20 protein-coding genes are annotated in these 23,768 nt (G+C 70.7%); 8 read left to right on the top strand and 12 right to left on the bottom strand.

Annotated features, from left to right (window positions below; genetic code table 11):
• Positions 1–9: 9 nt before the first annotated feature.
• Complete coding sequence (locus tag K1T35_RS36460) at positions 10–288, top strand: YciI family protein (RefSeq protein WP_220256273.1); 279 nt, start codon at positions 10–12, stop codon at positions 286–288.
• 139 nt (positions 289–427) lie between these two features.
• Entirely contained in the window at positions 428–1,021 is a 594-nt protein-coding gene (locus K1T35_RS36455) for a TIGR03086 family metal-binding protein (RefSeq protein ID WP_220256272.1), read from the top strand.
• A gap of 55 nt (positions 1,022–1,076) precedes the next feature.
• Here the strand turns inward: K1T35_RS36455 and K1T35_RS36450 are convergent, their stop codons facing one another.
• The 4 genes from K1T35_RS36450 to benA form a co-directional block, all read right to left on the bottom strand.
• Positions 1,077–3,791, bottom strand: coding sequence for a LuxR C-terminal-related transcriptional regulator (locus K1T35_RS36450; protein WP_220256271.1), 2,715 nt, complete (start codon positions 3,789–3,791; stop codon positions 1,077–1,079).
• A 112-nt stretch (positions 3,792–3,903) separates the two neighbouring features.
• On the bottom strand, positions 3,904–6,063 hold the full coding sequence (benC, locus tag K1T35_RS49650; protein WP_220256270.1) for a benzoate 1,2-dioxygenase electron transfer component BenC: 2,160 nt from the start codon (positions 6,061–6,063) through the stop codon (positions 3,904–3,906).
• 9 nt (positions 6,064–6,072) lie between these two features.
• The gene (benB, locus tag K1T35_RS36440) at positions 6,073–6,588 is read right to left on the bottom strand and encodes a benzoate 1,2-dioxygenase small subunit (RefSeq protein WP_220256269.1); all 516 of its coding nucleotides are present in this window, start codon (positions 6,586–6,588) and stop codon (positions 6,073–6,075) included.
• A complete protein-coding gene (gene benA / locus K1T35_RS36435; protein ID WP_220256268.1) occupies positions 6,585–7,940 on the bottom strand; it encodes a benzoate 1,2-dioxygenase large subunit in 1,356 nt (451 codons plus the stop codon). The genes benB and benA overlap by 4 nt, the downstream gene beginning before the upstream one ends.
• Positions 7,941–8,115: 175 nt before the next feature.
• Between benA and K1T35_RS36430 the strand changes: the two genes are divergently transcribed.
• From K1T35_RS36430 to K1T35_RS36410, 5 genes are read left to right on the top strand one after another with little or no spacing between them, the layout of a single operon-like run.
• Complete coding sequence (locus K1T35_RS36430) at positions 8,116–9,036, top strand: LysR substrate-binding domain-containing protein (RefSeq protein ID WP_220256267.1); 921 nt, start codon at positions 8,116–8,118, stop codon at positions 9,034–9,036.
• On the top strand, positions 9,033–10,130 hold the full coding sequence (locus tag K1T35_RS36425) for a mandelate racemase/muconate lactonizing enzyme family protein (protein ID WP_220256266.1): 1,098 nt from the start codon (positions 9,033–9,035) through the stop codon (positions 10,128–10,130). The genes K1T35_RS36430 and K1T35_RS36425 overlap by 4 nt, the downstream gene beginning before the upstream one ends.
• A gap of 36 nt (positions 10,131–10,166) precedes the next feature.
• Positions 10,167–10,994 carry a catechol 1,2-dioxygenase gene (gene catA, locus K1T35_RS36420; RefSeq protein ID WP_220256265.1) on the top strand — a complete coding sequence of 276 codons (828 nt, stop codon included), beginning with the start codon at positions 10,167–10,169 and terminating at the stop codon, positions 10,992–10,994.
• Positions 10,991–11,302 (top strand): muconolactone Delta-isomerase family protein, encoded by a 312-nt coding sequence (locus K1T35_RS36415; protein ID WP_220256264.1) that lies wholly within the window; start codon positions 10,991–10,993, stop codon positions 11,300–11,302. The genes catA and K1T35_RS36415 overlap by 4 nt, the downstream gene beginning before the upstream one ends.
• Positions 11,299–12,657 (top strand): MFS transporter, encoded by a 1,359-nt coding sequence (locus K1T35_RS36410; protein ID WP_220256263.1) that lies wholly within the window; start codon positions 11,299–11,301, stop codon positions 12,655–12,657. The genes K1T35_RS36415 and K1T35_RS36410 overlap by 4 nt, the downstream gene beginning before the upstream one ends.
• 903 nt (positions 12,658–13,560) lie before the next feature.
• Here K1T35_RS36410 and K1T35_RS36405 read toward each other — a convergent pair.
• From K1T35_RS36405 to K1T35_RS36385, 5 genes are read right to left on the bottom strand one after another with little or no spacing between them, the layout of a single operon-like run.
• A complete protein-coding gene (locus K1T35_RS36405; protein ID WP_220256262.1) occupies positions 13,561–14,778 on the bottom strand; it encodes an ADP-dependent glucokinase/phosphofructokinase in 1,218 nt (405 codons plus the stop codon).
• A 1-nt stretch (position 14,779) separates the two neighbouring features.
• The gene (locus K1T35_RS36400; protein ID WP_220256261.1) at positions 14,780–15,643 is read right to left on the bottom strand and encodes a ketose-bisphosphate aldolase; all 864 of its coding nucleotides are present in this window, start codon (positions 15,641–15,643) and stop codon (positions 14,780–14,782) included.
• Between the two features lie 32 nt (positions 15,644–15,675).
• The gene (locus K1T35_RS36395; RefSeq protein ID WP_220256260.1) at positions 15,676–16,524 is read right to left on the bottom strand and encodes a carbohydrate ABC transporter permease; all 849 of its coding nucleotides are present in this window, start codon (positions 16,522–16,524) and stop codon (positions 15,676–15,678) included.
• A gap of 5 nt (positions 16,525–16,529) precedes the next feature.
• Complete coding sequence (locus tag K1T35_RS36390; protein ID WP_220256259.1) at positions 16,530–17,483, bottom strand: carbohydrate ABC transporter permease; 954 nt, start codon at positions 17,481–17,483, stop codon at positions 16,530–16,532.
• Positions 17,484–17,502: 19 nt separating this feature from the next.
• Entirely contained in the window at positions 17,503–18,792 is a 1,290-nt protein-coding gene (locus K1T35_RS36385) for a sugar ABC transporter substrate-binding protein (protein WP_220256258.1), read from the bottom strand.
• Between the two features lie 292 nt (positions 18,793–19,084).
• Here K1T35_RS36385 and K1T35_RS36380 point away from each other — a divergent pair, with 292 nt between their 5' ends.
• Positions 19,085–19,924 carry a DeoR/GlpR family DNA-binding transcription regulator gene (locus tag K1T35_RS36380; RefSeq protein WP_220256257.1) on the top strand — a complete coding sequence of 280 codons (840 nt, stop codon included), beginning with the start codon at positions 19,085–19,087 and terminating at the stop codon, positions 19,922–19,924.
• Between the two features lie 33 nt (positions 19,925–19,957).
• Here K1T35_RS36380 and K1T35_RS36375 read toward each other — a convergent pair whose 3' ends face one another.
• Genes K1T35_RS36375 through K1T35_RS36365 form a run of 3 tightly spaced genes read right to left on the bottom strand, consistent with a single transcriptional unit; the run spans position 19,958 to position 23,764 of the window.
• Entirely contained in the window at positions 19,958–20,263 is a 306-nt protein-coding gene (locus K1T35_RS36375; protein ID WP_220256256.1) for a hypothetical protein, read from the bottom strand.
• Positions 20,264–20,279: 16 nt separating this feature from the next.
• A complete protein-coding gene (cydC, locus tag K1T35_RS36370; protein ID WP_220256255.1) occupies positions 20,280–22,034 on the bottom strand; it encodes a thiol reductant ABC exporter subunit CydC in 1,755 nt (584 codons plus the stop codon).
• On the bottom strand, positions 22,031–23,764 hold the full coding sequence (locus K1T35_RS36365) for an ABC transporter ATP-binding protein/permease (RefSeq protein ID WP_220256254.1): 1,734 nt from the start codon (positions 23,762–23,764) through the stop codon (positions 22,031–22,033). Before K1T35_RS36365 ends, cydC begins: the two co-directional genes overlap by 4 nt.
• Between the last annotated feature and the right edge of the window lie 4 nt (positions 23,765–23,768).

The following is a 23,768-nucleotide window of genomic DNA, read 5'->3' as shown; positions in this document are numbered from 1 at the left end:
GGAGGAACCGTGCCCCTGTTCGTTCTCACCTACGGCTACAACGACACGCCGCAGCGCAGCGAGCGCCGCGCTGATCACCTCGCCCACCTGGAGCGGCTGAGCGCCGACGGCGCCGTCGTGGCCGCAGGCCCCCTGGCGGACCTGAGCGGCGGCATCATCGTCCTGCAGGCCGAGGACGAGGCGAGCGCACAGCAGCTCGTGGAGCAGGACCCGTACACGAAGCACGGCGTCACGAAGGACCGCACCCTGCAGGAGTGGAAGGTGACGGTCGGTTCGCTCGCCGGTTGAGCCACGTCGGCGGCTGAGCTGCGCTTCGAGGTTCTCCGCGGCCCTCACGCCGGGCGGCGCGGCTGGCCGCCCATCGCGGCCCGGGCCGGCCGTGGCCGGCCAACCGGGATCGTCGGGGTGCGCTCGTAGGTTCCTGGACATGACGGTAGCGCCGGTCCTCGATCCACGTCCGCTCTTCGCTCGGTCACTGGACCAGACCGAGCAACAGATCGCGGCGGTTCGCCCCGATGAGCTGAGCAACCGCACTCCCTGCGCCGACTACGACGTTCGCGCGCTGCTCGGGCACGTGGTCGCGGTGCTGCACAAGATCGCCCGCGTCGGCGCGGGAGTCGACGCGCGCGATGTCCCGGACGTGATCAACGGCATCGACGACGACGGTTGGGTCCGCGCATTCACCCGGGCCCGCGGCGAGGTCGAGCGGGTGTGGGCCGACGACTCGACGCTCGACCGCATGGTCACGCTGCCGTGGGCCACGCTGCCCGGCCGGGTCGCTCTCGACGCGTACACGCATGAGTTCACCGTCCATTCATGGGATCTGGCGCACGCCACTGATCGGCTCGCCGAACTCGATCCCGACCTTGCCGCACAGGCACTCGAAGCGTTCCCGAAGTTCGCGCCGCCGGAGGAGCGCAGCGGACAGGGCCCATTCGGGCCGGTCGTGCCGGTGCCCGACGATGCCGACGTGTACACCCGGCTGGCCTCCTACCTGGGGCGCCGACCGTCCGCAGGGTGACCGGCCAGACCCTCGAGCCGGCCCCTCCGGATGGTCTGATCTCCAGGCGCTGCCCTCAGCCGGTCGTCGCGCGGGGGAGGTGCGCGGCGAGCTCGGCGCGGGAGCGCAGGCCGAGCTTGGCGTAGGTGCGGGTGAGGTGGAACTGCACGGTCTTGACCGACAGCATCATCGCCGCGGCGACCTCTTTGTTGGTCAGGCCCGTGGCCACGAGCCCGGCGACCGTGCGTTCCTGGTCGGTCAGCGCGTCGACGTCCTGCTCGCGCAGCCGGAAACCGGGGCGGGCGGTCTTGAGTTCCCGGTCGCAGCGCTCGACGTGGACCTGTGCGCCGAGAGCCGCGAACGCCTGGCGGGCCGGCGTGAGCACGGCCGTGGCGTCCCGGCGGCGCCCGGCGCGGCGCAGCGTGAGGCCGTGGGCGAGGTCGACGCGTGCGCGGTCATAGGGCAGCGGGAGGTCTTCGAGCTGCGCGCGGGCCGTGCGGAAAGCCTCCTCCGCACCGGCGAGGTCGCCGCGCGCGGCGAGCAGCCGCCCGCGGACGCGGCCGAGCCGTGCGACGGCGGAGCGGTGCCCGCGGGTGCGGGCGATGTCCTCGAGCGGGGTGAGGAACGCGTCGGCGTCGGCGAGGCGGTCGGTGAGTACCAGTGCGTCCGCGTAGAGGTCGTGCCACGGCCAGAACCCGGGTTCGTCCAGGCCGCCGCGCGGGCTGCGGGCAGCGAGCGGGGCGAGGTGGCGGACCACGGCCTCGTGGTCCGAGCGCGCCTCGGCGACGTGCGCGCGGGCCAGCAGGGCCGGGACGGTCATCACGGTGTAGTCGTGGGTGCCGGCGTCGGCGAGGCCGAGGTGGCGCTCTGCGGCGTCCGGCTCCCCGCGCAGGGCGTGGATCTGGACACCGGTCCAGTGCACGAGCGGCCGCAGGAGCTCCAGGTCGGTGGCGGCCAGCAGGATCTCGCCCTGGTCGACGCACTGGAGCGCGCCGTCCCAGTCGCCGAGGGCGAACCGGGTGCGGGCGAGCCACACCAGCGCCCAGAGCGCGATTCGGTTGGAGCCGGTGCGCCGCACCGTGGACACCGCGTGCTCGAGTTCGCGGCGGGCGGCCTCCGGCTCGTCCTGGGCGAGCAGGAGCCAGCCGTGCCCCATCCGGGCGCGCTGGTGCTGGAGGCCGCTCGGGCTCTCGGCGACGGCCATCCGGTAGGCGTCGAAGGCCTTGTCGATGTCGCCGCGGGCCGCGTGGCCGAGCCCGACGATAGCGCGTGTCTCCACCGCGGCCGGTGCGCCCGGTGCGGCGTGCTCCAGTGCGCGACCGGCCCACCGGACCAGGTCGTCGCCGTCCCACTCGGCGAGGGCGTGCAGCACGTGGCGCTGGCACACCACGGCAGCTGCCCGCCGGTCGGAGCCGCGCCGTCGCCACGCGCTGTCGAGGTAGGCGGCGGCCTCGGCGCGGCGCCCGCGTTGCACCGCGACGTAGGCGAGCACAGCGTCCCGGTCGGGGCCAGCGGGCAGTGCCTCGAGCTCCGGGAGCGCGTCCACGGCCTGGCCGAGCAGGCCGGCGCCGGCGAGGGCGTCGACGGCCTGGATCAGCCGGTCCTCACGCTCGCCACGATCACGACTGATCCGGCTCGCGTCCAGCAGCGCGCCCGCGACGACCGCCCATGCGCCCTCCTCCGCCTTGCGACGGGCGAGGTCGAGCAGCAGGGCGGCGAGCTCGTCGTCCGGCAGCGGGTTGCCCTCCACCCGGTGCCGAAGCCGGTCGACCTCGTCGCCCGCGATCTCCGCCGCACGGGCGTGCAGGTCGTGGCGGCGCCTCGGCGCGAGGGTGGCGTGCACGGCTCCGCGGACGAGCCGGCCGCGGAACGTCAGCACGTCGAGGCCGTGGCCGGCCGCGGGGACGAGCAGGCCAGCGGCGGCCGCCTCGTCGAGCGCGCCGATCGGGTCGGTGACCTCGGCGAGTGCCGCGGCGTCGCCGAGGTGCGCGTCGGTTCCGAGGACCGCGGCCGCCTCGACGAGGCGCCGGGCCTGCGCGGAGCAGGCCTCCAGCGCGGCCTGTACCCGGTTCTGCACGGACGTCGGCGCCGGCAGCCGCGTCTGCCAGTCCGACCAGCGGATCGGCGGCGTGTCACGCAGGATCTCCAGCAGATGACGAGGCACCCCGTCGGCGTGGTCGGCGAGCCTGCGGGCGACCGGAACGGGAAGATCGATCCCGGCGACGCGCGCCGCGAGCAGCCGGGTCTCGTCCGGCCGCAGCGGCGGCACCCGCACGCGCTCGGCGGGTAGCCCGTCGAGCACCTCCCGCACGTCGGGATGGACGTCGACACCGGGTCCGGTGCAGATGACGAGCAGGAGCAGGATCCGTCCCTCGTGCAGGCGGACGACCGCAGAGGCGATCGCCTGCAGCGACGCCGGGTCGGCCTGGTGGGCGTTGTCGACGAGCACGAGGAGCGACTCCTCCCGTGCCCTGGCCCGCCAGCACTCGGTGAACGCCTCGCCCCACGCGCCGGGCTCGTCGCCGCTCAGCTCGGTCGGTGCGGCCGGGTCGGCTGCGAGTCGCCGGGCCAGCGCGCCGCGGCGGTCGGCCTCCCATGCGAGCCCCGCGACCGCCACCGTCGCCACGTCGGGCCGGCGCGCCCGGAACCGGCGCAGGAGCGTGGTCTTCCCGACCCCGGGGACGCCCTCGACGACGGCGACGACTGGGGTCCCGCCGGCGGCGCGGCCGAGCAGCCGCTCGAGGTGCTCCACCTCACCGGCCTGCCCCACGACGTGGGCGTCCGTGTCCACCGCGTCACCCTAGGCCTCTGGCCACTTCACACATCCAGTGCGAACTTCACATAGGGCCCGCCCTGTGTGAAGTCCGCACACGATGTGTGAAGTGGCCAGATCTCGGAGCGCGTCAGCCTAGATCGCCGCCGCCCACCGGCAGCACGCTGCCCGTCACGTAGGACGCCTCGTCGGAGGCGAGGAACAGGATCGCCGCCGCCTGCTCGTCGAGCGTGCCATATCGCTTGAGCAGCGAGGACGCGATCGTCTGGTCCTGGTGGGCCTGGTACCAGGCCGCCTCCTGCGCGTTCTGCGGAACGGAGTTACCGCGGGGGATGCGCCGCGGTGGGGCGTCGGTGCCGCCGGGGGCGCTCGCGACCACCCGGACCCCGGCGTCGGCGTACTCCATGGCGAGGGACGCGGTCAGCGCGTTGATCCCGCCCTTGGCCGCCGAATACGGGATGCGGTGGATCCCCCGCGTCGCCACCGACGACACGTTGACGATCACTCCGCCGCCCCGCTCCACCATGCCGGGCAGGACCGCGCGGCAGCACCACAGGGTCGGCATGAGGGAGCGGCGGATCTCCGCGGCGATCTCGGCCTCGGTGAACTCGGTGTACGGCTTGAAGTTGATGGCGCCGCCCACGTTGTTGACGAGCACGTCGATCCGGCCCTGCCAGTCGCGCGCCTCGCGCAGCGCCTCGTCGGCGGCGGCGAACTCCTCCAGGTCCGCCACGACCGCGAGGGCCTTGGCGCCGTCCGCGAGCAGGCCGTCGGCGACCTCGTGCACCAGCGGCGATCGGTCGACGAGCACGATCAGCCCGCCCTCGGCCGCCGCCCGCTCGCCGACGGCGCGGCCGATGCCCTGCGCGGCCCCGGTCACCACAACGACCTTCCGGTCGAAGCGCCCGGGGGTGACGAACCGCGGCCGGTGCTCGGCCGCAGGCGGCGGGGTGATCGGCGCGAGCCCTGTCGCCGGGAACGCCTCCTGCCCTGTCACCGAACGAGCGCCGGCCGCGACCAGGTCGTCGCCGTCGTCCAGCGTCAGGACCGTGCCTTCGCCGCTGCCCGACCTCCCGGGGAACACCGCCTGCCCGCAGATCCCGCGAGCGCCGTCCGGGGACCGCCCAGCCGAGGCACCAACGGCCGCGAGCTCCGTGGCCGGCAGCACGAGCTGGCCGGTGACGGTGCGGCCCTCGCCTGCGAGGACGAGGAGCCCCGTGTCGCCCAGTGGCACGGGCGACTTCGTGACGATGGTCGGCGCCTCATCGGTGGAGACGGCGAGCGGGGCGGCCGGCGCGAACCTCTCGTAGAAGAACCCGCTGGGCACGATGTCTCGATCGGTGAAGTGGCCGCGAACGGCGTCGACCATGGCAGGCGGGCCGCAGAGGTAGACAGCGGTGGCGCCGTCGTGCAGGTGCTCCGGCTCGATCAGGCCTGTCACGTATCCCTGGTGCTTCGCGCTGGTGCTCGGGTCGGCGACGCAGTAGTCCCAGCTCAGGTTCGGGATGGTGGAGGCCAGCCGTTCGATCGTCGCCAGCTCGACCACGTCGTCGTCGGTGGTGGCGCCGTAGAGCAGGCGTACCGGCCGGGTGCTGCCGGCGGCGTCCAGCGTGCGCAGGATCGACAGGATCGGCGCGAGCCCGGTGCCGCCCGCGAGCAGCAGCAGCGGCGCGTCCGACTCGCGCAGGAAGAAGCTCCCGTGCGGGCCGGTGAAGCTGATCTCGTCGCCGACCCGTGCGCGGTGCTCCAGGTACTCGGACATGACCCCGCCGGGGGTCAGCTTGACCAGGAACGTCAGCGCCTGGTCGGCCGGGGCGTTGCTGAAGGAGTACGAGCGGGACTCCTCGGTGCCCGGTACGGCGATGTTCACGTACTGGCCGGGGAGGAAGGTCAGCTCCTCCCGGTCGTGGATCTCGATCGTCAGCGCCACGGTGGTCGGCGAGAGCCGGTCCAGCCCGGTCAGCGTGCCGTGGTGGGTCGCGGCCCCGGTGCGCGCGGCCGCGGACGTGCCGGCGATCTGCAGCACGAGGTCCGACCGCGGCGTGAGCTGGCAGGCCAGCACGTAGCCCGCACGTTCCTCGTCCGGCGCGAGGGCGTCCTCGAGGTAGGAGCCGCGGTCGAACTCGCCGGACTCGCAGAACGCCTTGCAGGTGCCGCAGACGCCGTCCCGGCAGTCCATCGGGATGTTGATGCGCGCCCGGTAGGAGGCGTCGGTGACGGTCTGGTCCTCGGCGCACGTGACGAACCGGGTGACGCCGTCCTCGAACGCGAGTGCAACTCGGTGAGACATCACGGTCCCTCAGAAGTGGTAGACGTCGACCACGTGGTGGATGTAGTCGTTCTTCAGCACCACGGTCTTGCGGCGGATCAGCGGTGAGTGACCGGAGAAGTCGATCGTGTAGAACGACGTGCCGTAGTAGGGGTCGACGGTCTTGTACCGGAAGTACATGGTGTGCCAGTTGAAGCGGACGTCGACCAGGTCGCCGCGGCGCTCGATCACCTCGACGTTCGAGATGTTGTGGCTGGTGCGCGGCTCCGGGAGCGAGGTCGCGCTGGAGCGCTCGGTGCGGATCCGGAACACCCGGTCCTCCAGCCCGCCCTTGTTGTCGTAGTAGATGAGCGAGATGTCGCGCTGCGGGTCCTCGGTGAGCCGATCGCCGTCGTCCCAGCACGGCATCCAGTACACGACGTCGTCCGCGTAGCACTCGAGCCACTTCTCGAACTCGCGGTCGTCGAGGTGGCGGGCCTCGCGGTAGAGGAACTGCTCGATCATGTTCTGGGTGATGAGCTTCGCGCCGCGCTCGGTCGTCGTCATGCCCGCTCCTCGATCGCGGTGCGGAGGGTGTCCCGCCAGTAGCCGTGCTGGACCGTGAAGAGGCCCTCGTCCTCGTTGCGCACGCCGGCGGAGACCACGCCGTCCATCCCGAGGGACTTCGCCACCTCGTCGGGGCCGGTGAGCCAGTGCTCGGCACCGCGGCTCATGTCGTTCCACGGCGCCGCCGTGGCCTGGAAGGTGAGCTGGCAGGAGCGGAACTCCTCCAGATCGTCGGGTGTGGCCATGCCGGAGGCGTTGAAGAAGTCCTCGTACTGCCGGATCCGGTGGGCCCGAGCCTCCGCGCTCTCACCTTTGGGGGCGATGCAGTAGATCGTGACCTCGGTCTTGTCCGGCGCGATCGGGCGGAAGTGCCGGATCTGCGTCGAGAACTGGTCCATCAGGTACACGTTCGGGTAGAGGCACAGGTTACGGCTGCCCTTGACCATGAACTCGCCCTTGGCCTCGCCGAACTCGCGCTTCAGGTCCTCCATGCGGTCCCACAACGGCCGGTCCTGCGGGTTCGCCGCCCACGTCCACAGGCACAGGTGCCCGTGCGGGTACGACCAGTAGCCGCCTCCGGACTTGCCCCAGCCGCCCGCGTCGAGGGCCTTGGTCTGGTTCTTCGACTGGCCGGTGCCGCGCCGCGCGGTAGTGGCCGCGTAGTTCCAGTGGGTGGCGGTGACGTGGTAGCCGTCGGCGCCGTTCTCGGCCTGCACCTTCCAGTTGCCGTCGAACGTGTAGGTCGAGCTGCCGCGCAGCACCTCCAGGCCATCCGGCGACTGGTCGACCAACATGTCGATGACCTTGGTGGTGTCGCCGAGGTGCTCGGAGAGCGGCAGGACGTCCGGGTTGAGGCTGCCGAACAGGAACCCGCGGTAGGAGTCGAACCGGGCGACCTTCGTGAGATTGTGGGAGCCGTCCGTGTCGAACGAGGCGGGGTAGCCGGCGCCGTCGGGGTCCTTGACCTTGAGGAGCTTGCCGTCGTTGCGGAACGTCCAGCCGTGGAACGGGCAGGTCAGGGTGGGCCGGTTGTCGGTCTTGCGGCGGCAGAGCATCGCGCCGCGGTGCGCGCAGGCGTTGATCAGGCAGTGCAGCTCGCCGCCGGCGTCCCGGGTGATCACGACGGGCTGGCGGCCGATGTAGGTCGTGAAGTAGTCGCCGGGATTCGGCAGTTGGCTCTCGTGGGCGAGGTAGATCCAGTTGCCCTCGAAGATGTGCGCCATCTCCAGCTCGAAGATCTCCTCGTCGGTGAAGATCCGGCGGTTGGCGCGGTAGATGCCGCCCTCGGGGTCCTCGACGACGGCATGGGCGAGCACCTCGCGGGCGTGGAACACGTCTGCAGTGGCGGTCATGTCGGAGCCTCCGGGTCGGGTCGGCGGTGACGGCTTCGACTGTCGCGGCCCGCCCGCTGACCCGCGTCAGCACTTTGCCCAGTCCTGACCCAGCACTTATCCAGATTTCTGATGTCTTAATAGAGCTTCACTCGGTCTTTGTGTCTACATGACGGGCGGCCTACCGTCGTGCCCCATGGAGATCCGTCAGCTGCGCTACTTCGTGACGGTCGCCCAGACCCGGCACTTCGGGCAGGCGGCCGAGCGGCTGCACATGGCCCAGTCGCCGCTCTCGCAGGCGATCCGGCAGCTGGAGTCGCAGGTCGGGGCCACGCTGTTCAACCGGACCACGCGCCGCGTCGACCTCACGCCCGCAGGCGAGGCGTTCCTGCGGGACGCGGAGCGGATCCTCGCCTCGGTCGAGACCGCCAAGGAGCGGGTGCAGCGCATCGGTGCGGGGCACAGCGGCGTGCTGCGCGTCGGGTGCACCGGGCTGGCCGCCTACCGGCACCTGCCGCAGCTCGCCCGGATCGCCGCGCGTGAGCTGCCGGACCTCATCCTGCGGTTCGTGCCGGACCTGCTCACGCCGGCGCAGGAGGAGGCGCTCGCCGAGGACCGCATCGACCTGGCCGTGCTGCGGCCGCCGCTGCGCCGCTCCGGGCTCGCATCGCGCGAGATCGCCAGTGAGCAACTGGTGCTCGCGGTCGGCCAGCAGCACCGGCTCGCCGGAGACGCGCTCGTCGCGCTCGCCGAGCTGCGCGACGAGGACTTCGTCGGTTTTGCGCGTCCCGACTCCGTCGTGAACGCCGTGGTCACGCAGGCCTGCCTCGCCACGGGGTTCCTGCCGCGCCGCAGCCACGAGGCCGCCGAGACGGCGATCGTGCTCACCCTCGTCGCCGCCGGGCTCGGCGTGGCGCTGCTGCCGGAGTCGGTGCTCGCGTTGCGCGTCGAGGGCGTCCGGTACCTCGCGGTCGCCGACGACGCGCACGTCGACCTCGCCATGGCCTGGCGCCGCGACGACCTCAACCCCGCACTCGCGCGGCTGGTCGAGGCCCTGGAGGCCAACGGGTTCGTCCCGCCGGAACCGCTCGACACCCCGTCGGGAGTCGTCCGATGAAGATCGTCAAGATCGAGGCGATCCCGTTCGCGATCCCGTACCGCAAGCCGCTGAGGTTCGCGAGCGGCGAGGTGCACATCGCCGACCACGTGCTGGTGCGCGTGCACAGCGACGACGGCGTGGTCGGCGTGGCCGAGGCCCCGCCGCGCCCCTACACCTACGGGGAGACCCAGGCGTCGATCGTGGCCGCGATCGAGGGGCTGTTCGCGCCCGAGCTGGTCGGGCTGTCGCTGTTGGAGCGCGAGGTGATGCACGCCCGCCTCGACCGGACCGTCGGCAACCCGGCCGCCAAGGCTGCGCTGGACATGGCCGTCTGGGACGCCCTGGGCCGGACGCTCGACCTGCCCGTCACGCAGCTGCTCGGAGGCTGGGCGGATCGGATGCGGGTGGCCCACATGGTCGGTTTCGCCCCGGACGCCGAGATGGTCGCCGAGGCCGAGCACGTGCGCGAGCGGTACGGGATCACGACCTTCAAGGTGAAGGTCGGGCGCCGCCCGGTGGAGCTGGACGTGCGGGCTTGCCGGGCGCTGCGCTCCGCACTCGGCCCGGAGGTCGAGCTGTACGTCGACGGCAACCGCGGCTGGACGCCGTCGGAGGCGGCCAGGGCCCTGGACGCGATGTCGGACCTCGGCCTGACGCTCGCCGAGGAGCTGTGCCCGGCCGACGACGTCCTCGGCCGCCGCTGGCTCGTCGGCCGCACGCCGGTGCCGACCGTCGCCGACGAGAGCGCGACGACGCCCGGCGAGGTCACCCGGGAACTGCTCGGCGGCTCCGCGACCATGATCAGCATCAAGACGGCCCGCACCGGTTTCGGCACCTCCCAGCGGATCCTGCACCAGGCCGAAGGTCTCGGCGTCGAGGTCGTGATGGGCAACCAGATCGACGGCCAGATCGGCACCGCGTGCACGGTCGCTTTCGGCGCGGCGCACCGGGCCAGCTCCCGGCGTGCGGGCGAGCTCTCCAACTTCCTCGACATGGCCGACGACCTGCTCACCGAACCGCTGCAGATCGCAGGCGGCGAGCTGGCCGTCCGGCCCGGTCCGGGCCTCGGAATCGAGATCGACCCGGACAAGCTCGCGCACTACCGCCTCTGAATCGACTCTTCAGTTCCCGAACCACAGGAGACACCGATGTCCACCACCACGCACGCCACGGCGGCCGGCTCCGGTCGCAATGCCACCGCCACATTCGCGCGCAAGGAGCGCGGCACCGCCGCGGTCGACACCGCCCGGGTGGACGCCGTCGCCCGCGATGCGCTCGGTGCCCTGCACGAGGTCATCCGCAAGCACCGGCTGACCTACGCCGAGTACGACGCGCTCAAGGCATGGCTGATCCGGGTCGGCGCGGACGGCGAGTGGCCGCTGTTCCTCGACGTGTTCGTCGAGCACGTCGTCGAGGAGGTCGTCAACGCCGACCGCCGGGGCGCGGTCGGCACCATCGAGGGCCCGTACTACGTGCCGGGTGCTCCGGAGTTCGCGAGCGAGGGCACGCTGCCGATGCGCGCGGGCGAGCCGGGCGCCCCGCTGACGTTCCAGGGCAGCGTCACCGACCTCGACGGCATTCCGATCGAGGGTGCGCTCGTAGAGCTGTGGCACGCCGACGACGCCGGCTTCTACTCGCAGTTCGCTCCGGGCATCCCGGAGTGGAACCTGCGCGGTGCGATCCGCACCGGCGCCGACGGTCGCTACACCTTCCACACGATCCAGCCCGCGCCCTACCAGATCCCCACCGACGGCGCGACCGGCGCGCTCATCGCCTCCGCCGGCTGGCACGCGTGGCGGCCTGCGCACCTGCACCTGAAGGTCTCCGCACCCGAACGGCTGCCGGTCACCACCCAGCTGTACTTCGAGGGCGGCGAGCACGTCGGGGACGACGTCGCCCAGGCCGTCAAGCCCGAGCTGATCCTGCGGCCGGTCGACAACCGGGTCACCTACGACTTCCCGCTCGACCCGGCATGACGACCGATCTGTTCGCGGTGCGGATGGACGTCGCGCTCCCGCCGGATATGGACCCGGCGGAGCGCGCCGACCTCCTCGCCCGCGAGAAGGCCTACTCCCAGCAATGGCAGCGCTCAGGCCACTGGCGCCACATCTGGCGCTGCGTGGGGGAGTACGCCAACTTGAGCGTCTTCGCCGTCGACGGCAACGCCCAGCTCCACGAGATCCTCTGGGGCCTCCCGCTCTTCCCGCACATGACCATCACGGTCACCCCGCTCGCCGCACACCCCTCGGACATCGCGGCCGACGCCTCCGGAGGACGACGATGACTTCCGATCGAGAAGAGCTCCGCCGCAGGTCCGTGACGTGGATCGTCGCGCTCTCGACCATCGGCCTCGTCTTCGACGGCTACGACCTGGTCGTCTACGGCACCCTCGTGCCGCTGTTCCTGCGCAGCCCCGGCGAGATCGGCGAGATCACGCCGGCCATGGCCGGGGCGCTGGGCAGCTACGCACTCTTCGGGGTGCTGGTCGGCGCCCTGCTCGCGGGCAGCGTCGGTGACATCATCGGGCGCCGGAAGGTCATGCTCGCCGCCTACGCCTGGTTCTCGGTGGGCATGGCGCTCACAGCGCTCGCCAGCACCACGACGGCGTTCGGGATCCTGCGGTTCGTCACCGGTCTCGGCGTCGGCGCGCTCGTCGCCACCACCGGCGCCCTCGTCGCCGAGTTCGCGCCGCCCGGTCGCAGGAACCTCCTCAACGCGATCACCTACTCCGGCGTGCCGCTGGGCAGCCTGCTGGCTGCGCTGCTCGCGATCCTGTTCCTCGGCTCGATCGGTTGGCGCGGGATGTTCCTGATCGGGGCGATTCCGCTGGTGACGCTGCTGCCGCTCGCGATCGTCAAGATGCCGGAGTCGCCTGCGTGGCTGGCCGCCAGGGGCCGAGCGGCCGAGGCGCGCGCGGTGCAGCAGCGGACCGGGGTGATGATCGACGAGGTCGGCGCCATCACGGGATCGGCCGACGTCCCGCGGGAGCGGGCCGGCTTCGGCGGCCTTCTCGGCCGGTCCTACCTGTTGCCCACGCTGCTGCTCGGCCTGCTGAGCGCCACCGGGCTGCTATTGGTCTACGCGCTGAACACGTGGCTTCCCGAGCTGATGGGCCGGGCCGGGTTCTCGACGAACGGTTCGCTCGCCTTCCTGCTCGTCCTCAACGGCGGCGCGGTGCTCGGCGCGCTCGGCGCCTCCCGGATCGCCGACCGGTTCGGCCCGAAGCCGGTGGTCGCGGCGTCGTTCCTGCTCGGCGGGGTGGCGGTCGCGCTGCTCACCGTGAGCTTCCCGCTCGGCGTGCTGCTCGCGTTCGTCGCCGTCGTGGGGCTGGGTACGAGCGGCACCCAGATCCTGATCTACGGGTTCGTCGCCACGTACTACCGCACGAACGTGCGTGGCGCGGGTGTCGCGTGGTGCGCTGGCTTCGGCCGCCTCGGCGGGATCGGAGGGCCACTGCTCGGCGGGTTCCTGATCGCCTCTGGTCTCGCGCTCGACTCGATCTTCTACGTGCTGGCGGTTCTCGCCCTGCTGGGCACGGCGCTCACGTTCGTCGTGCCGGCGGCACGCAAGGCCGGGAGCACGGTGCCGGTGCCCGCCACGGTGTCGGGCGAGCCCGCCACCGGCGCGGCCCGCGCCTGACTGCTGCCGGGCGGCTCGTACTGCTGCTCGACTTCGTGATCTTGCTGGTCGAGGCGGGGGAACGTGGACTGCCGCCGCGCGACGGGTGTTGCGGCGCTGGTGCCGGGTCCCGTTCGCCGGTGGCCGCGCCCATGATCCGAAGTATCGGTTGCTCATGGTTGTGCCGGCAGCAATGAGCACCCGCTACTTGCGATCTTCCCGTGCATGATCCGGAGTTTCGGGTGCTCATGGTTGTGCGGGCAGCCGTGGACAACCGCTAGTTCGGATCATGTCCGCCGCCGGTCGGGCGGCCGGGGTGGCGCGATCGTGTCGGTCCGTCGGGTCGGGGCTGGTCGGGCGGTTGCCGGTGGGCGCGCCGTTCCCGGCCCGGGCCGTCCGGCGTCCGCCCCGTGATCCGGGCCTTGCGTGTGTTCCCTCCGGTTCGCCTCGACCCCGTCGCCGTGCGGGGGTGGCTGGGTTGGGTGCACTACCGGACCCTGGGTTTGCGTGGGCGGCCGTCCCCGACTTGGGGGCACGCCCGTTCTCGACGAGACCGCCGCGGTTCGGGTGCCACGCAACCGGCTGTGGTCCCGACCCTCCACGCCCAGCCCTCCCCTCGGATGATCACGGCCAGACCATCCCAGGGACAGGGCCGCGTGCGCAGGTCCATGATCAGCAGGAACGGGACGCCAGCCGCAGTTGGTGCAGCTCAGGTCCCGATTCCGCTGATCACGCGCCAGATTCCAGGGGCGGCCAGCGGGCGACGACGGGACCACAGCCAGTCAAGTGGCACCAAAATTGGGGTGGTCTCGTCCGGAACGGGCGTGCCCCCCAGTCGGGGACGGCCGCCCGAGCAACCCCACGATTCGGTAGTGCACCCCAACCCAGCCACGCATCAGTCGTCGGCCGACAGTTGCTCGACGGTCATCGGCGATCTTCTCGGGCGAGCGCGGCGAGGAAGCCGCCGACGAACGTGTCGCCGAGACCGACGGTGGTGGGGTGTGCGACGTCGAGTGCGAAGCCGGGTACACAGCGGACGCTGTTGTCCATCTGTTCGTGCAGCGCCGCCGCGAAGGCCACGGATTCCGGCCGTCGTGGTTGCCGACGCAGGCGGTCGACGTCCTCGTCGGTGAAGTCGTCGCCGTGGCAGTAGCGGGTGGCGGCCAGCACGGTGCCGGTGTCGAGGGCGTCGGCGTACGCCCCGGCGCGTGCGCCCAGAACCTTTCTACACAGTGCCGCCGCCCAGTACTTCGTGTGCAGCACCAGCGTCGGTACCGGGATGAGCGTGTGCACCGCCGTGAGCGCGTCCGCGACCTCCCGCGCCGAGAGCAGGTCGACGGGGTGCCCGAGGTAGGCCTGCATCTCGTCCTCGTTCATCCCGTACACGTCGATCTCGTCGAGCAGCGCGTCCCGGACTTGAAGGCCCAGGGCGGGCTCGTGGTACGCCGCGTCCTCGAAGTAGGTCACCGCGCCGGGCGGCAGCTGCCGCATGTGGGAGCGGAGGGAAGCGAGCCTTTCATCGAGCTCGTCCTTGTCGCGCATGGCGTTGAACCCCGAGATCAGGAAGATCTCCGCCGCGCGAAGCCGGGGACCGAGCTCGTCGGCGAGCAGCATGGCACCGTTGGCCGGGTCGTTGACGTAGATCAGCCGGTTGGGGAACGGCGCGGTGATGTCGAGGTCGCCGGCCCGGATCCGCAGGCCGCGGTCGTACTGGACGATCAGGTGGGGGTAGAAGGTGTCCTCGTCGCCGCTCGAGATGTACTCGCTGTCCGACGGGAGCAACCGGCGCACCGTGTCGTTGAGGCTGACCAGGTGGAACGTGGGCGGCACGCCCAGTCGGCTCATCAGGATCCCGGCCCGCACCGAGGTGCCGCCCAGGGTCGCCTGGTGTGGGAACCGGCCGGCGAAGGCCTCGAGCGCCGGGGCGGAGGCGACGAAGTGCTCGCCGCCCCCGCCCCTGGCCACGTACCCGAGGATCGACACCACGAGGTCCCGCTCGCCGGCCACCGTGGCAGGCCCGGTCAGTTCCGCCGCACGGACGCCGTACTCGGTGACCAGCCGTTCCAGCACGTCCGCGGTGAGCGTCAACTCGTAGTCGACGCACCCGCCGAGGCCCAGTACGACACGGGACGCGTCGGCCATGTCAGTAGAGCGAGGCCTTGCCTGCGGCGCCGAACAGCTCGATCTTCTGGGCGGCGACCACCTTCATGGCCGCGACGCAGGCGGGCTGGATGGCGTTCGGCTCGCGCACCTTCGGGTCGTCGCCCAGCACCTCGCGCATCTTGCTGTGGTAGGCGACCTTGATGTCGGTCGAGATGTTGATTTTGTTGATGCCGATCCGCGCGGCCTCGCGGATCTCGTCGTCCGGATTGTTGGAGCCACCGTGCAGCACCAGCGGGATCTGCACCCGGCTCTTGATCTCCTTGAGCAGGTCGAGCTTGAGCTCCGGCTTCAGATGGGCCGGGAAGAAGCCGTGGAACGTGCCGATCGCCACGGCGAGGCTGTCTACACCGGTCTGCTCGACGAACGTGACCGCGTCGTCGGGGTCGGTGTAGATGATCTCGGCGGAGCCGCCCTCTGCGTAGCTGTCGTTCGCGCCGATGGTGCCGAGCTCGCCTTCCACCGACAGGCCGAGAGCGTGCGCGGTGTCGGTCACCTTCCGGGTGATCGCGACGTTCTCGTCGAACGGCTTCAGCGAGCCGTCGATCATCACGGACGTGAAGCCGAACTGGATCGCTTCCAGGATCTGCTCGTAGGTGGCGCCGTGGTCCCAGTGGATCGCGATCGGGACGCTCGAGCGGTGCGAGCGCTCGATGATACCGGTGATCATCTCGCGGCCGATGTGCCGTACCTCGTCGGGATGGATGCCGACGAGGAGCGGGGCGTCCGTCTCCTCGCTGATCTCCACGATCCCCTGGAACATCGCCCAGTCGCTGATGTTGAAGGCGGGCACGGCGAAGCTGTGCTCATTGGCGACGTCCAGGATCGCCTTGCCGGTCGTCAGCATTGCTCTGGTTTCTCCTTGGTGCTGGGAGTGTGTCAGGCCTTGACGGCACCGGCGGTGAGTCCGCCGATGAACCTTCGCTGGAAGAGGAGGAAGAGGAGGAGGACGGGAATGGACCCGAGGATGCTCATCGCCATCATCTGGTTCCACTCGTACGAGTGCTGACCCATGAGTAGCTGGATGCCGATGGGCACCGTGCGCATGTCGTCGGTACGGGTCAGCGTGAGCGCGAAGAGGTACTCGTTCCACGAGATCATGAACGTGTAGACCCCGACCGCGATCAGGCCGGGCACCGAGACCGGCACCAGGACCCGCCACAGCGCCGTCCAGCTGGTGCCACCATCGATCTTCACCGACTCGTCCAGCTCTCGCGGCAATGTGTTCAGGTACGCGGTGATCATGATGATCGCGTACGGAAGGGTGAACACCATGTGCGTGAGGATCAGGCCGAGATAGGTGTTGTACAGGCCGAGTGCCACGACGAGCCCGAAATACGGAATGACGAGCGTGATCGGCGGCACGACCTGGACGCTGACGATCACCGCGTTGATGGTCCGCTGGAACGGGAACCTGAAGCGGCTGAATGCGTATCCGGCGAGGATGGCCACCAGCAGTGTCAGGATGGTCACCGCGAACGCGACGATGTAGCTGTTGAGGAAGAAGCGCAGCTGGGCGCCGTTGCCCAGGATCTCGCGGTAGGCGTCGAGCGAGAAACTCTCCGTGATCAGGTTCGGCGGGTTCTGGAAGACCTCCCCGTTGTTCTTGAACGAGGTGGAGAGCATCCACACGACCGGCAGACCGGCGAACAGCGCCCCGATGACCAGCCCGGTGATGACGCCGACCTTCGCGAGGGTGCGACGAGTCCCGGTGATTGTTGTCGCCATCCCGGTCACTGCTCCCTTTGCTGGCGCACGTAGAAGAAGGCCAGGGCCGTCGTGAGGAGCAGGACGATCACGGCAGCGGCGGATGCGGTCGCGAACTCGTACTCGCTGAAGGCCTGCTTGTAGGTGTAGGTGCTGAGCATCTCGGTGGCGTTCAACGGCCCGCCGCCGGTCATCATCCAGATCAGCGCGAACTGCTGGGAGGTCCAGATCAGGTCGAGCACCGCCATGCTGACGATCACCGGCCGCAACTGGGCCAGGGTCACGTGGACGAACCGCTGGAACCAGTTCGTCCCGTCCATGGCCGCCGCCTCGTAGAGATCGGCCGAGATGCCCTGCAGAGCGGCGAGCAGGCTGATCATGAAGAACGGGTAGCCGGACCAGATGTTCGCGAAGGTCACCGCCCAGAGCGCCGTGACCGGGTCGCCGAGCCAGGCCACGCCCTCCTGGAGGAGACCCACCGTGTTCAGGACGTAGTTGACCACGCCGGCCGGGTCGAACAGCAGCCGCCAGATGACGGCGATCACCGCGATCGTGAACAGCCAGGGCAGGATGTAGACGATGCGGAAGACGGCCTTCGTGATCCCGCCCAGCAGTTGCGTGTTGAGCATCATCGCGAAGGCGAGGCCGAGTACCAGGTGGGCCACGGTGCTGACCGAGATGAAGACGGCGGTGTTCCCGAGCGAGGCCAGGAAGTCCGCGTCGGTGAGCACCTTGGCGTAGTTGGCGAACCCGGCGAACACCGGGTTCTTGTTGACGATCACGTTGTCCTGGAACGAGTAGCCGATCACCATGACGATGGGGACCACCATCAGGACCGTGATCAGCAGCATCGTGGGGGACAGGTAGCCGTACGGGACCAGGCGCCGGGCCAGGCCGTGGCGGTGCCGGCCCGCTGCGGCCTGTCCGGCCCACGCCGCGGTCTTCGGGGCGGCCGCGGGATCGACGTTCGCGGATGTCATGGTCGTCTCCCCGATCGGGCTACTCGATCACCGAGGACCAGGACTCCTGCGACTTGGTGAGGGCGTCGTCAACAGTCGCACTGCCGGTCAGCACGAGCTGGAGCTGTTCGTCGAAGGTGCGCATCAGGTCCTCGGACTTGGGCAGGCCGACGAACTCGTTGGCCGGGTAGCCCTGCTGGTAGATGTCGAAGGCAGTCTTGAACCGCGGGTCGCCGCCAGAGAAGTCGGGCTGCGCGTTCTTGTTGCCGGGGAAGCCGTTCGCGATCGTGCTCAGCTTCGCGTTGACCTCCTGGCTGAGCAGGTACTGCACGAACTTGAACGCCTCGGCCTTGTGCTCGGTGGAGTCGGAGATGCCGATGCCCCACGACGCGTACGGGATGCCGCGCTCGCCGGTGTAGCCGTCCTCGGCCGGCACGGCCGCCACCTCGAAGTTCAGGTCCGGCTTGCCCTCCTTGATCAGGTTGATGTGCGCAAGCGAGTCGATCATCATGCCGACCTGGCCGTTGGTGAACTTCTCGACCTTGTCCTGCTCCTTCATCGTGAGCGAGCCGGGGGCGATGACGCCGGCGTCGTTCAGGCTCTTCACGTACTCGACCGCGCTCTTGACCCCAGGGCTGGTCAGGTTCGGCTTGCCGTCCTGGAGCATGGTGCCGCCGGATGCCCACAGCCAGGACATGACGTCGTTCTGGACGCCGTTGGGGACGGCGGTGTCGAGCGGGAGCGCCCAGCCCTTGACGTCGCCGCCGAGCGCACTGATCTTCTTGGCCGCATCCAGGAACTGGCTGCGCGTGGTGGGCACGTCCGTGACGCCCGCCTTGGCGAGCAGGTCCTTGTTGACGAAGAGCGGGTAGACGAAGTTGACCACCGGGATCATGTAGGTCGCGTCCTGGACCTGGACCTGGCTGGCGAGTTGGCTCGTGTCGTAGTTCGCGTCGGTCATCAGCGTGGACAGATCGGTGATCGCGCCCTGCTTGGCGAAGTCGTTGACCCAGGCGCCATCCAGGCCCACGACGTCGGGCAGGGTCTGGGACGCCGCGCCGGTGACCAGCTGCTGCTTGGTCGACGCGTACGGCGCGCTCAGCAGTTCGACCTTGATGTTCGGGTTCTGCGCCGTGAAGTCAGAAATGATCTTGTCGAACTCCCCGGCCGGAAGCTCGGCTCCCCACCACTGGGCGAACTCCAGGGTCACGGGCCCACCCGAGCCGGCGTCACCCGAGCCGCCCGAACCGCACGCTGCCGTGAGTGCGAGTGTCGCGGCCACTGTCGTCGCCCCTATCAGGCGCTTCAACCGGGTTGTGCGCGTGGCCATGGCGGGCTCCTTCGATGGAGAGAGATCGGCTCTGTTCTCTGCTGCAGCCGCGCCACGTTAACAGCGGGCCCGCAGCGAAGACAAGAGAAGAACCGCAGAAAGCCGCAACAATGTTGCAAGGTGAGGCGCCGTGTGGCACCGCAGCCTGCCGGAAGGGGCGCCAGGTAGGCGGCGACCGGCATACATCCGCGCCGGTCGGCGGCCGATGGCGGCCAGTTTGCTGCTCTATGCGGCGTAATGCACCTCTAGTGCATGGTTGTGGCATACTGCCGCAGCCACGGAGGGGGAACCAGTGAGCGCCAAGAAGTCCGAGCCGCAGCGCAGGCTGCCCGCGGGCCGCAAGGCCCAACTCGCGGCGCACGTCGCCGACGCCGGCCAGGTCACGGTCGGCGAGCTGGCCGAACGCTTCGGTGTCTCCATCGACACCGTGCGCCGCGATCTCGATCAGCTCAGCGCCGACGGCGTCCTCGTGCGCACCTATGGTGGCGCCGTCAGTCTGTCGACGGCCTTCCGCACCGACAGCGCCGTCGACCAGCGCCTTGCCCTCCTGGCGGAGGAGAAGGAGCAGATCGCGGCGCTGGCCGCGACGCTGGTCCAGGACGGCTCGACGATCATGATCAATGGCGGGACCACCACTCTCGCGCTGGCCCGCAGCCTGCGGCAGCACCGCGACCTCACGGTCGCGACGAACAACCTGCTCGTGCCCGGCGCACTGCCGCCCACGGCGATCCGGGACGTCTACATCTTCGGCGGAGCGGTGCGCACGCTGACGCTCACCACCATCGGGCCGGTCAGCTTCCGGGCCACCGGCGGTGCCGAACTGGACATCAGCTGCGACCTGGCGCTGATCGGTGTCGGCGCTGTCTCCGCGGACGGCGGCTACACGACCAGCCACCTCGGCGAAGCCGCGATGATGCAGGAGATGATCTCGCGCGCGGCCCGCGTGGCGATACTCGCCGACTCGTCCAAGTTCGGCCGCCAACTGTTCGCCCAGGTGTCCGAGCTGGGCAGCGCCGACTACCTGATCACCGACACCATGCCGCCGCCCGACCTGAGAGACGCCCTCGCCGCGAACGCGGTCGAGTTGATCACGCCTGCGGTCGGTGAGCAGCCCGGCAATCGTGGTGGGTGACGTTCACCCGTGATGGACGGCGGCAGATCCGGATCAGCCGGCTCCGTCGTCCCACGAGCGTCGTAGCGTGGCGTAGACCCCGGTGGCGGCGGTCAGCTCGGCAGGGCTGCCGTGCTCGATCAGGCGGCCGCCGTCCAGCACCAGCACGTGCTCGACGTCGCCGGCCACACCCGCAGGGCCGGGCACGACCGCGACCACGAGGCCCGTGGTCACGGTCGCTACGAGCCGATCGCGGGTCCACGCCGTGTCCGGGCGCAGCCATTGCGGGCCGGGCTCCAGCACCATCAGGGATGCGCCCGCGAACCGGGGCAGCACCAGGAACGGGCGTCGGCAGCTCATGATCGGATAGCCGTGATCATGCCGCTACGACGCCGTGGTGCTGGGTGGCGAGCAGGTCGCGGTAGGCGGTGCTGCGCTCGAGGAGCTCCTCGTGCCGCCCGGTGTCGAGGATCTCGCCGTCGCCGAGCAGGAGCACGCGGTCGGCGCTGCGGATCGTGGAGAGCCGGTGGGCGATGAGCAGCGTGGTGTGGCCGTGCCGGACGCGGGCGGTGGCGTCCTGGACGGCCCGCTCGCTCTCGGTGTCGAGGTTGGAGACGGCCTCGTCCATGATCACGACCGGGGCGTTGCCGAGCAGGGCGCGGGCGATGGCGATGCGCTGTCGCTGGCCGCCGGACAGCTGCGCGCCGCGCTCACCGCACGGGGTGGCGTAGCCGTCGGGGAGCGCCTGGATGAACTCGTGCGCGAACGCCGCCCGGGCAGCCTGCTCGACCTCCTCGTCGGTCGCGTCGGGCCGGCCGAGCCGGATGTTGTCGGCGACCGAGGCGTTGAACAGGTAGACGTCCTGCGGGACCAGCGTGACCAGGCGGCGCAGCTCGGCCGCCGGCAGGGTGCGCAGGTCGCGCCCGCCCAGCTCGATGGTGCCGCTGGTCGGGTCCCAGAACCGCAGGAGCAGGTTCGCGCAGGTGGACTTGCCGGCCCCCGAGCGCCCGACGAGTGCGACGGTCTCGCCGGGTTCGGCGGTGAAGCTGACGCCGCGCAGCACCTCAGGGCCGTCGGGCGTGTAGCGGAAGCGGACGTCGTCGAAGCGCACCCGCGGCTCGAGTGCCGCGACGGGCGCCGGCGCGGCCGGCTCGTCGACGTGCGGCGGGTAGTTGACGACGGTGAGGATGCGCGCCGCGGCGGCCCGGACGTCACCGAGCGTGCGGGCGGTCGCCGACACGGTGGCGATCGGCGCGAGCGACGCCACGCCGAGCACGATGAGTACCGGCAGCCACCGGACGTCCACCGCGCCGGCCACCACCGCGCGGGCGGCGACCACCAGGATGACGAGATAGCCGAGCGAGGTGAGCAGCTCGCTGGCCGACGCTTCGAGCGCCGACCGGCGGGCGTACGACATCTGCATCCGCTGGAACCGCCGGGTGCGCTCGAGCAGCCGGGTCAGGTACGCGCCCGTCTGCCGGAAGACCACGAGCTCGCGCAGGCCCTGGATGCCGTCGACGGCTTCGGCGTTGAGCGTGCCCAGCTCGGCGCGCTGCCGGGCGCCCTGCGCCGTGGCGAGCTTGCCGAGCGCGAGCGGGACGGCGGCGATCAGGACCATGAGGACGAGCGTGACGAGGCCGGTGAGCGGGTCGATCGCCGCGATGACGGCGAGCGCCGCGACGGACGTGATGATCGCGCCGAGGTAGTCCCCCGCGGTGTGGGCGAAGAACAGCTCGGAGGTGTTGACGTCGGCGGTCGCGGTGGCGGACAGGTCGCCGGTGCGCTTGCCGAGCAGCCGTCCGGGGGTGGCTCGCTCCAGGCCGTCGAAGATCCGTACCCGCAGCACCCGCTGCAGCCGGAACGCCCAGTCGTGCGCGATGTCGGACTGCCACCACTGGGCCACGGCGGTGGCGACCGCCAGCCCGGCCAGCCACGCCATGGCGGTGCGCAGCTCCGATGCCGGGATCCCGGTGATCGCGGAGCCGACCAGCCAGGCGCCGAGGGCGGCGGAGACGATCGCGAGGCCGGAGTAGAGGATCCCGGACAGCGTGACCAGTGTGAACGTCAGCCGGTTGGACAGCATGTAGGGGAGCAGGCCGCGCAGCGGCCGCGGGTACTCGTCGTTGCTCATCGCTCACCTGTCATGACGTGCTGGGCGGCGGTCAGCGTCGCGTAGACGCCACCGCCCTGGTGGAGGGTGTCGTGGGTGCCGGTCTCGCTGACCCGCCCCTCGTCGAGGACGACGATCCGGTCGGCGGCCCGGATGGTGGACAGCCGGTGGGCGATCACCAACGTGGTGCGCTCACGGGAGATCGCGTCGAGGGTCGCCTGGATCGCCGCCTCGTTGGCGGCGTCCACGCTGGAGGTGGCCTCGTCCAGAACCAGGATCGGGGCGTCCGCGAGCAGCGCACGAGCGATCGCCACTCGCTGGCGCTGACCGCCGGACAGGGCCAGGCCCCGCTCGCCGACCTGGGTGTCGTACCCGTCGGGCAGCTCGGCGACGAAGTTGTCGACGCCGGCCGCGACGGCGGCCGCCCTGATCTGGTCGTCGGTGGTGCCGTGCCGGCCGAGCGCGATGTTGTCCCGGACGGTGCCGTGGAACAGATAGGTGTCCTGGGACACCACCGCGACCATGCCGTACAGCTCGTCGGGCGACAGTGCGCGCAGGTCGACGCCGCCGATCCGGATCGCGCCGGCATCAGGGTCGAAGAACCGCAGCAGCAGCGAGACCAGCGTGGTCTTTCCCGACCCGGACGGCCCGACCACCGCCACGGTCTCGCCGGGCGTGAGGTGTAGCGACACGCCGTCCACGGCGGGCCGGTCCCGGCCGGGGTAGGCGAAGCTGACGTTCTCGAACTCCACGCTCGGGGTGAGCGCGTCGCCGCGTTGGTGGCCAGAAGGCGCGGCGAGCGGCTTCAGCTCCAGCACCTTCTGGATGCCCTCGGCCGCGCTCACCGCCCCGAACGCGTCGTGGATGAGGCCGGCGAGGTGGTCGAGCGGGCGGAAGACCTCGGGAACGAGGAACACGACGAGGAGCAGGCTCGCGGCGGCCAGCCCACCACCCGAGTAGGCGAACACGGCGTAGATCAGCGCCGCGGCATACCCGCCGAGGGTGCCCAGCCGCTGGATGCCGGCGTGCATCAGCGCGTAGTGCAGCTGGCCCATGCTCACCCTGCGCACGTGCTCGGCCTGCTCGTCCAGCTGCGCGTGGCGTCTCGCCGACGCGTTGAACGCCTTCAGGGTGGGCAGGCCCTGGATCGAGTCGACGAAGTCCGCGTCGAACGTGCCGATCGCGTCCCACACCTTGGCGCTGCCCTTCTCCATCGCCGCGTACCAGATCAGCGGCGCCAGTACCGTGAACAGGGCGGCACCGAAGACGATCCCGGTCAGCGCCGCGTCGACGGTCAGCAGGTAGCCGATGACGACGATCGGCCCGACGAACGTCTGGACGAGCGCGGGCAGGTAGCGGCCGAAGTAGGTCTCCAGCGCCTCGATGCCCTCGACCAGCGCGGCCCGGATCTCACCGGTGCGGCGCCCGCCCAGCCGGCCGGGCCCGAGCTCGATCAGCCGTCGGTAGAGGCGTTCGCGCAGACGCAACTTCGTCTGGTTCGACACCCACTGGCCGGCCTGGTCGGCAACCCACATCAGCGCCGTCCGGACCACGATCGTGACCGCGAGCCATGCCGCGGTCCGGACCAGGTCGGTGACGGGTGCGCCGGCGAAGACCCGGGCGAGCCCGTCGGCCAGCAGCCACGCCTGCACCACTCGGGTGCCGATGACCAGCAGGCCGAGCAGCGAACGGGCCACGATGCGCCACCGGACACCCCTGGTCAGGGCCAGCAGCCCGCGGTTGAGAAGCATTCCT

It is taken from the genome of Pseudonocardia sp. DSM 110487 (assembly GCF_019468565.1).
GTDB lineage: Bacteria > Actinomycetota > Actinomycetes > Mycobacteriales > Pseudonocardiaceae > Pseudonocardia.
The sequence above is the reverse complement of the archived record's forward strand: the minus strand, read 5'-3'. Positions and strand labels throughout refer to the sequence as shown.

Bases quoted from the DNA above. Each gene is read 5' to 3' on its own strand.
- K1T35_RS36455 (WP_220256272.1), top strand. From the start codon at position 428: ATGACGGTAGCGCCGGTCCTCGATCCACGTCCGCTCTTCGCTCGGTCA.
- benC (WP_220256270.1), bottom strand. From the start codon at position 6,063: ATGTCTCACCGAGTTGCACTCGCGTTCGAGGACGGCGTCACCCGGTTC.
- benB (WP_220256269.1), bottom strand. From the start codon at position 6,588: ATGACGACGACCGAGCGCGGCGCGAAGCTCATCACCCAGAACATGATC.
- benA (WP_220256268.1), bottom strand. From the start codon at position 7,940: ATGACCGCCACTGCAGACGTGTTCCACGCCCGCGAGGTGCTCGCCCAT.
- K1T35_RS36430 (WP_220256267.1), top strand. From the start codon at position 8,116: ATGGAGATCCGTCAGCTGCGCTACTTCGTGACGGTCGCCCAGACCCGG.
- K1T35_RS36425 (WP_220256266.1), top strand. From the start codon at position 9,033: ATGAAGATCGTCAAGATCGAGGCGATCCCGTTCGCGATCCCGTACCGC.
- catA (WP_220256265.1), top strand. From the start codon at position 10,167: ATGTCCACCACCACGCACGCCACGGCGGCCGGCTCCGGTCGCAATGCC.
- K1T35_RS36415 (WP_220256264.1), top strand. From the start codon at position 10,991: ATGACGACCGATCTGTTCGCGGTGCGGATGGACGTCGCGCTCCCGCCG.
- K1T35_RS36410 (WP_220256263.1), top strand. From the start codon at position 11,299: ATGACTTCCGATCGAGAAGAGCTCCGCCGCAGGTCCGTGACGTGGATC.
- K1T35_RS36405 (WP_220256262.1), bottom strand. From the start codon at position 14,778: ATGGCCGACGCGTCCCGTGTCGTACTGGGCCTCGGCGGGTGCGTCGAC.
- K1T35_RS36400 (WP_220256261.1), bottom strand. From the start codon at position 15,643: ATGCTGACGACCGGCAAGGCGATCCTGGACGTCGCCAATGAGCACAGC.
- K1T35_RS36395 (WP_220256260.1), bottom strand. From the start codon at position 16,524: ATGGCGACAACAATCACCGGGACTCGTCGCACCCTCGCGAAGGTCGGC.
- K1T35_RS36390 (WP_220256259.1), bottom strand. From the start codon at position 17,483: ATGACATCCGCGAACGTCGATCCCGCGGCCGCCCCGAAGACCGCGGCG.
- K1T35_RS36385 (WP_220256258.1), bottom strand. From the start codon at position 18,792: ATGGCCACGCGCACAACCCGGTTGAAGCGCCTGATAGGGGCGACGACA.
- K1T35_RS36375 (WP_220256256.1), bottom strand. From the start codon at position 20,263: ATGAGCTGCCGACGCCCGTTCCTGGTGCTGCCCCGGTTCGCGGGCGCA.
- cydC (WP_220256255.1), bottom strand. From the start codon at position 22,034: ATGAGCAACGACGAGTACCCGCGGCCGCTGCGCGGCCTGCTCCCCTAC.
- K1T35_RS36365 (WP_220256254.1), bottom strand. From the start codon at position 23,764: ATGCTTCTCAACCGCGGGCTGCTGGCCCTGACCAGGGGTGTCCGGTGG.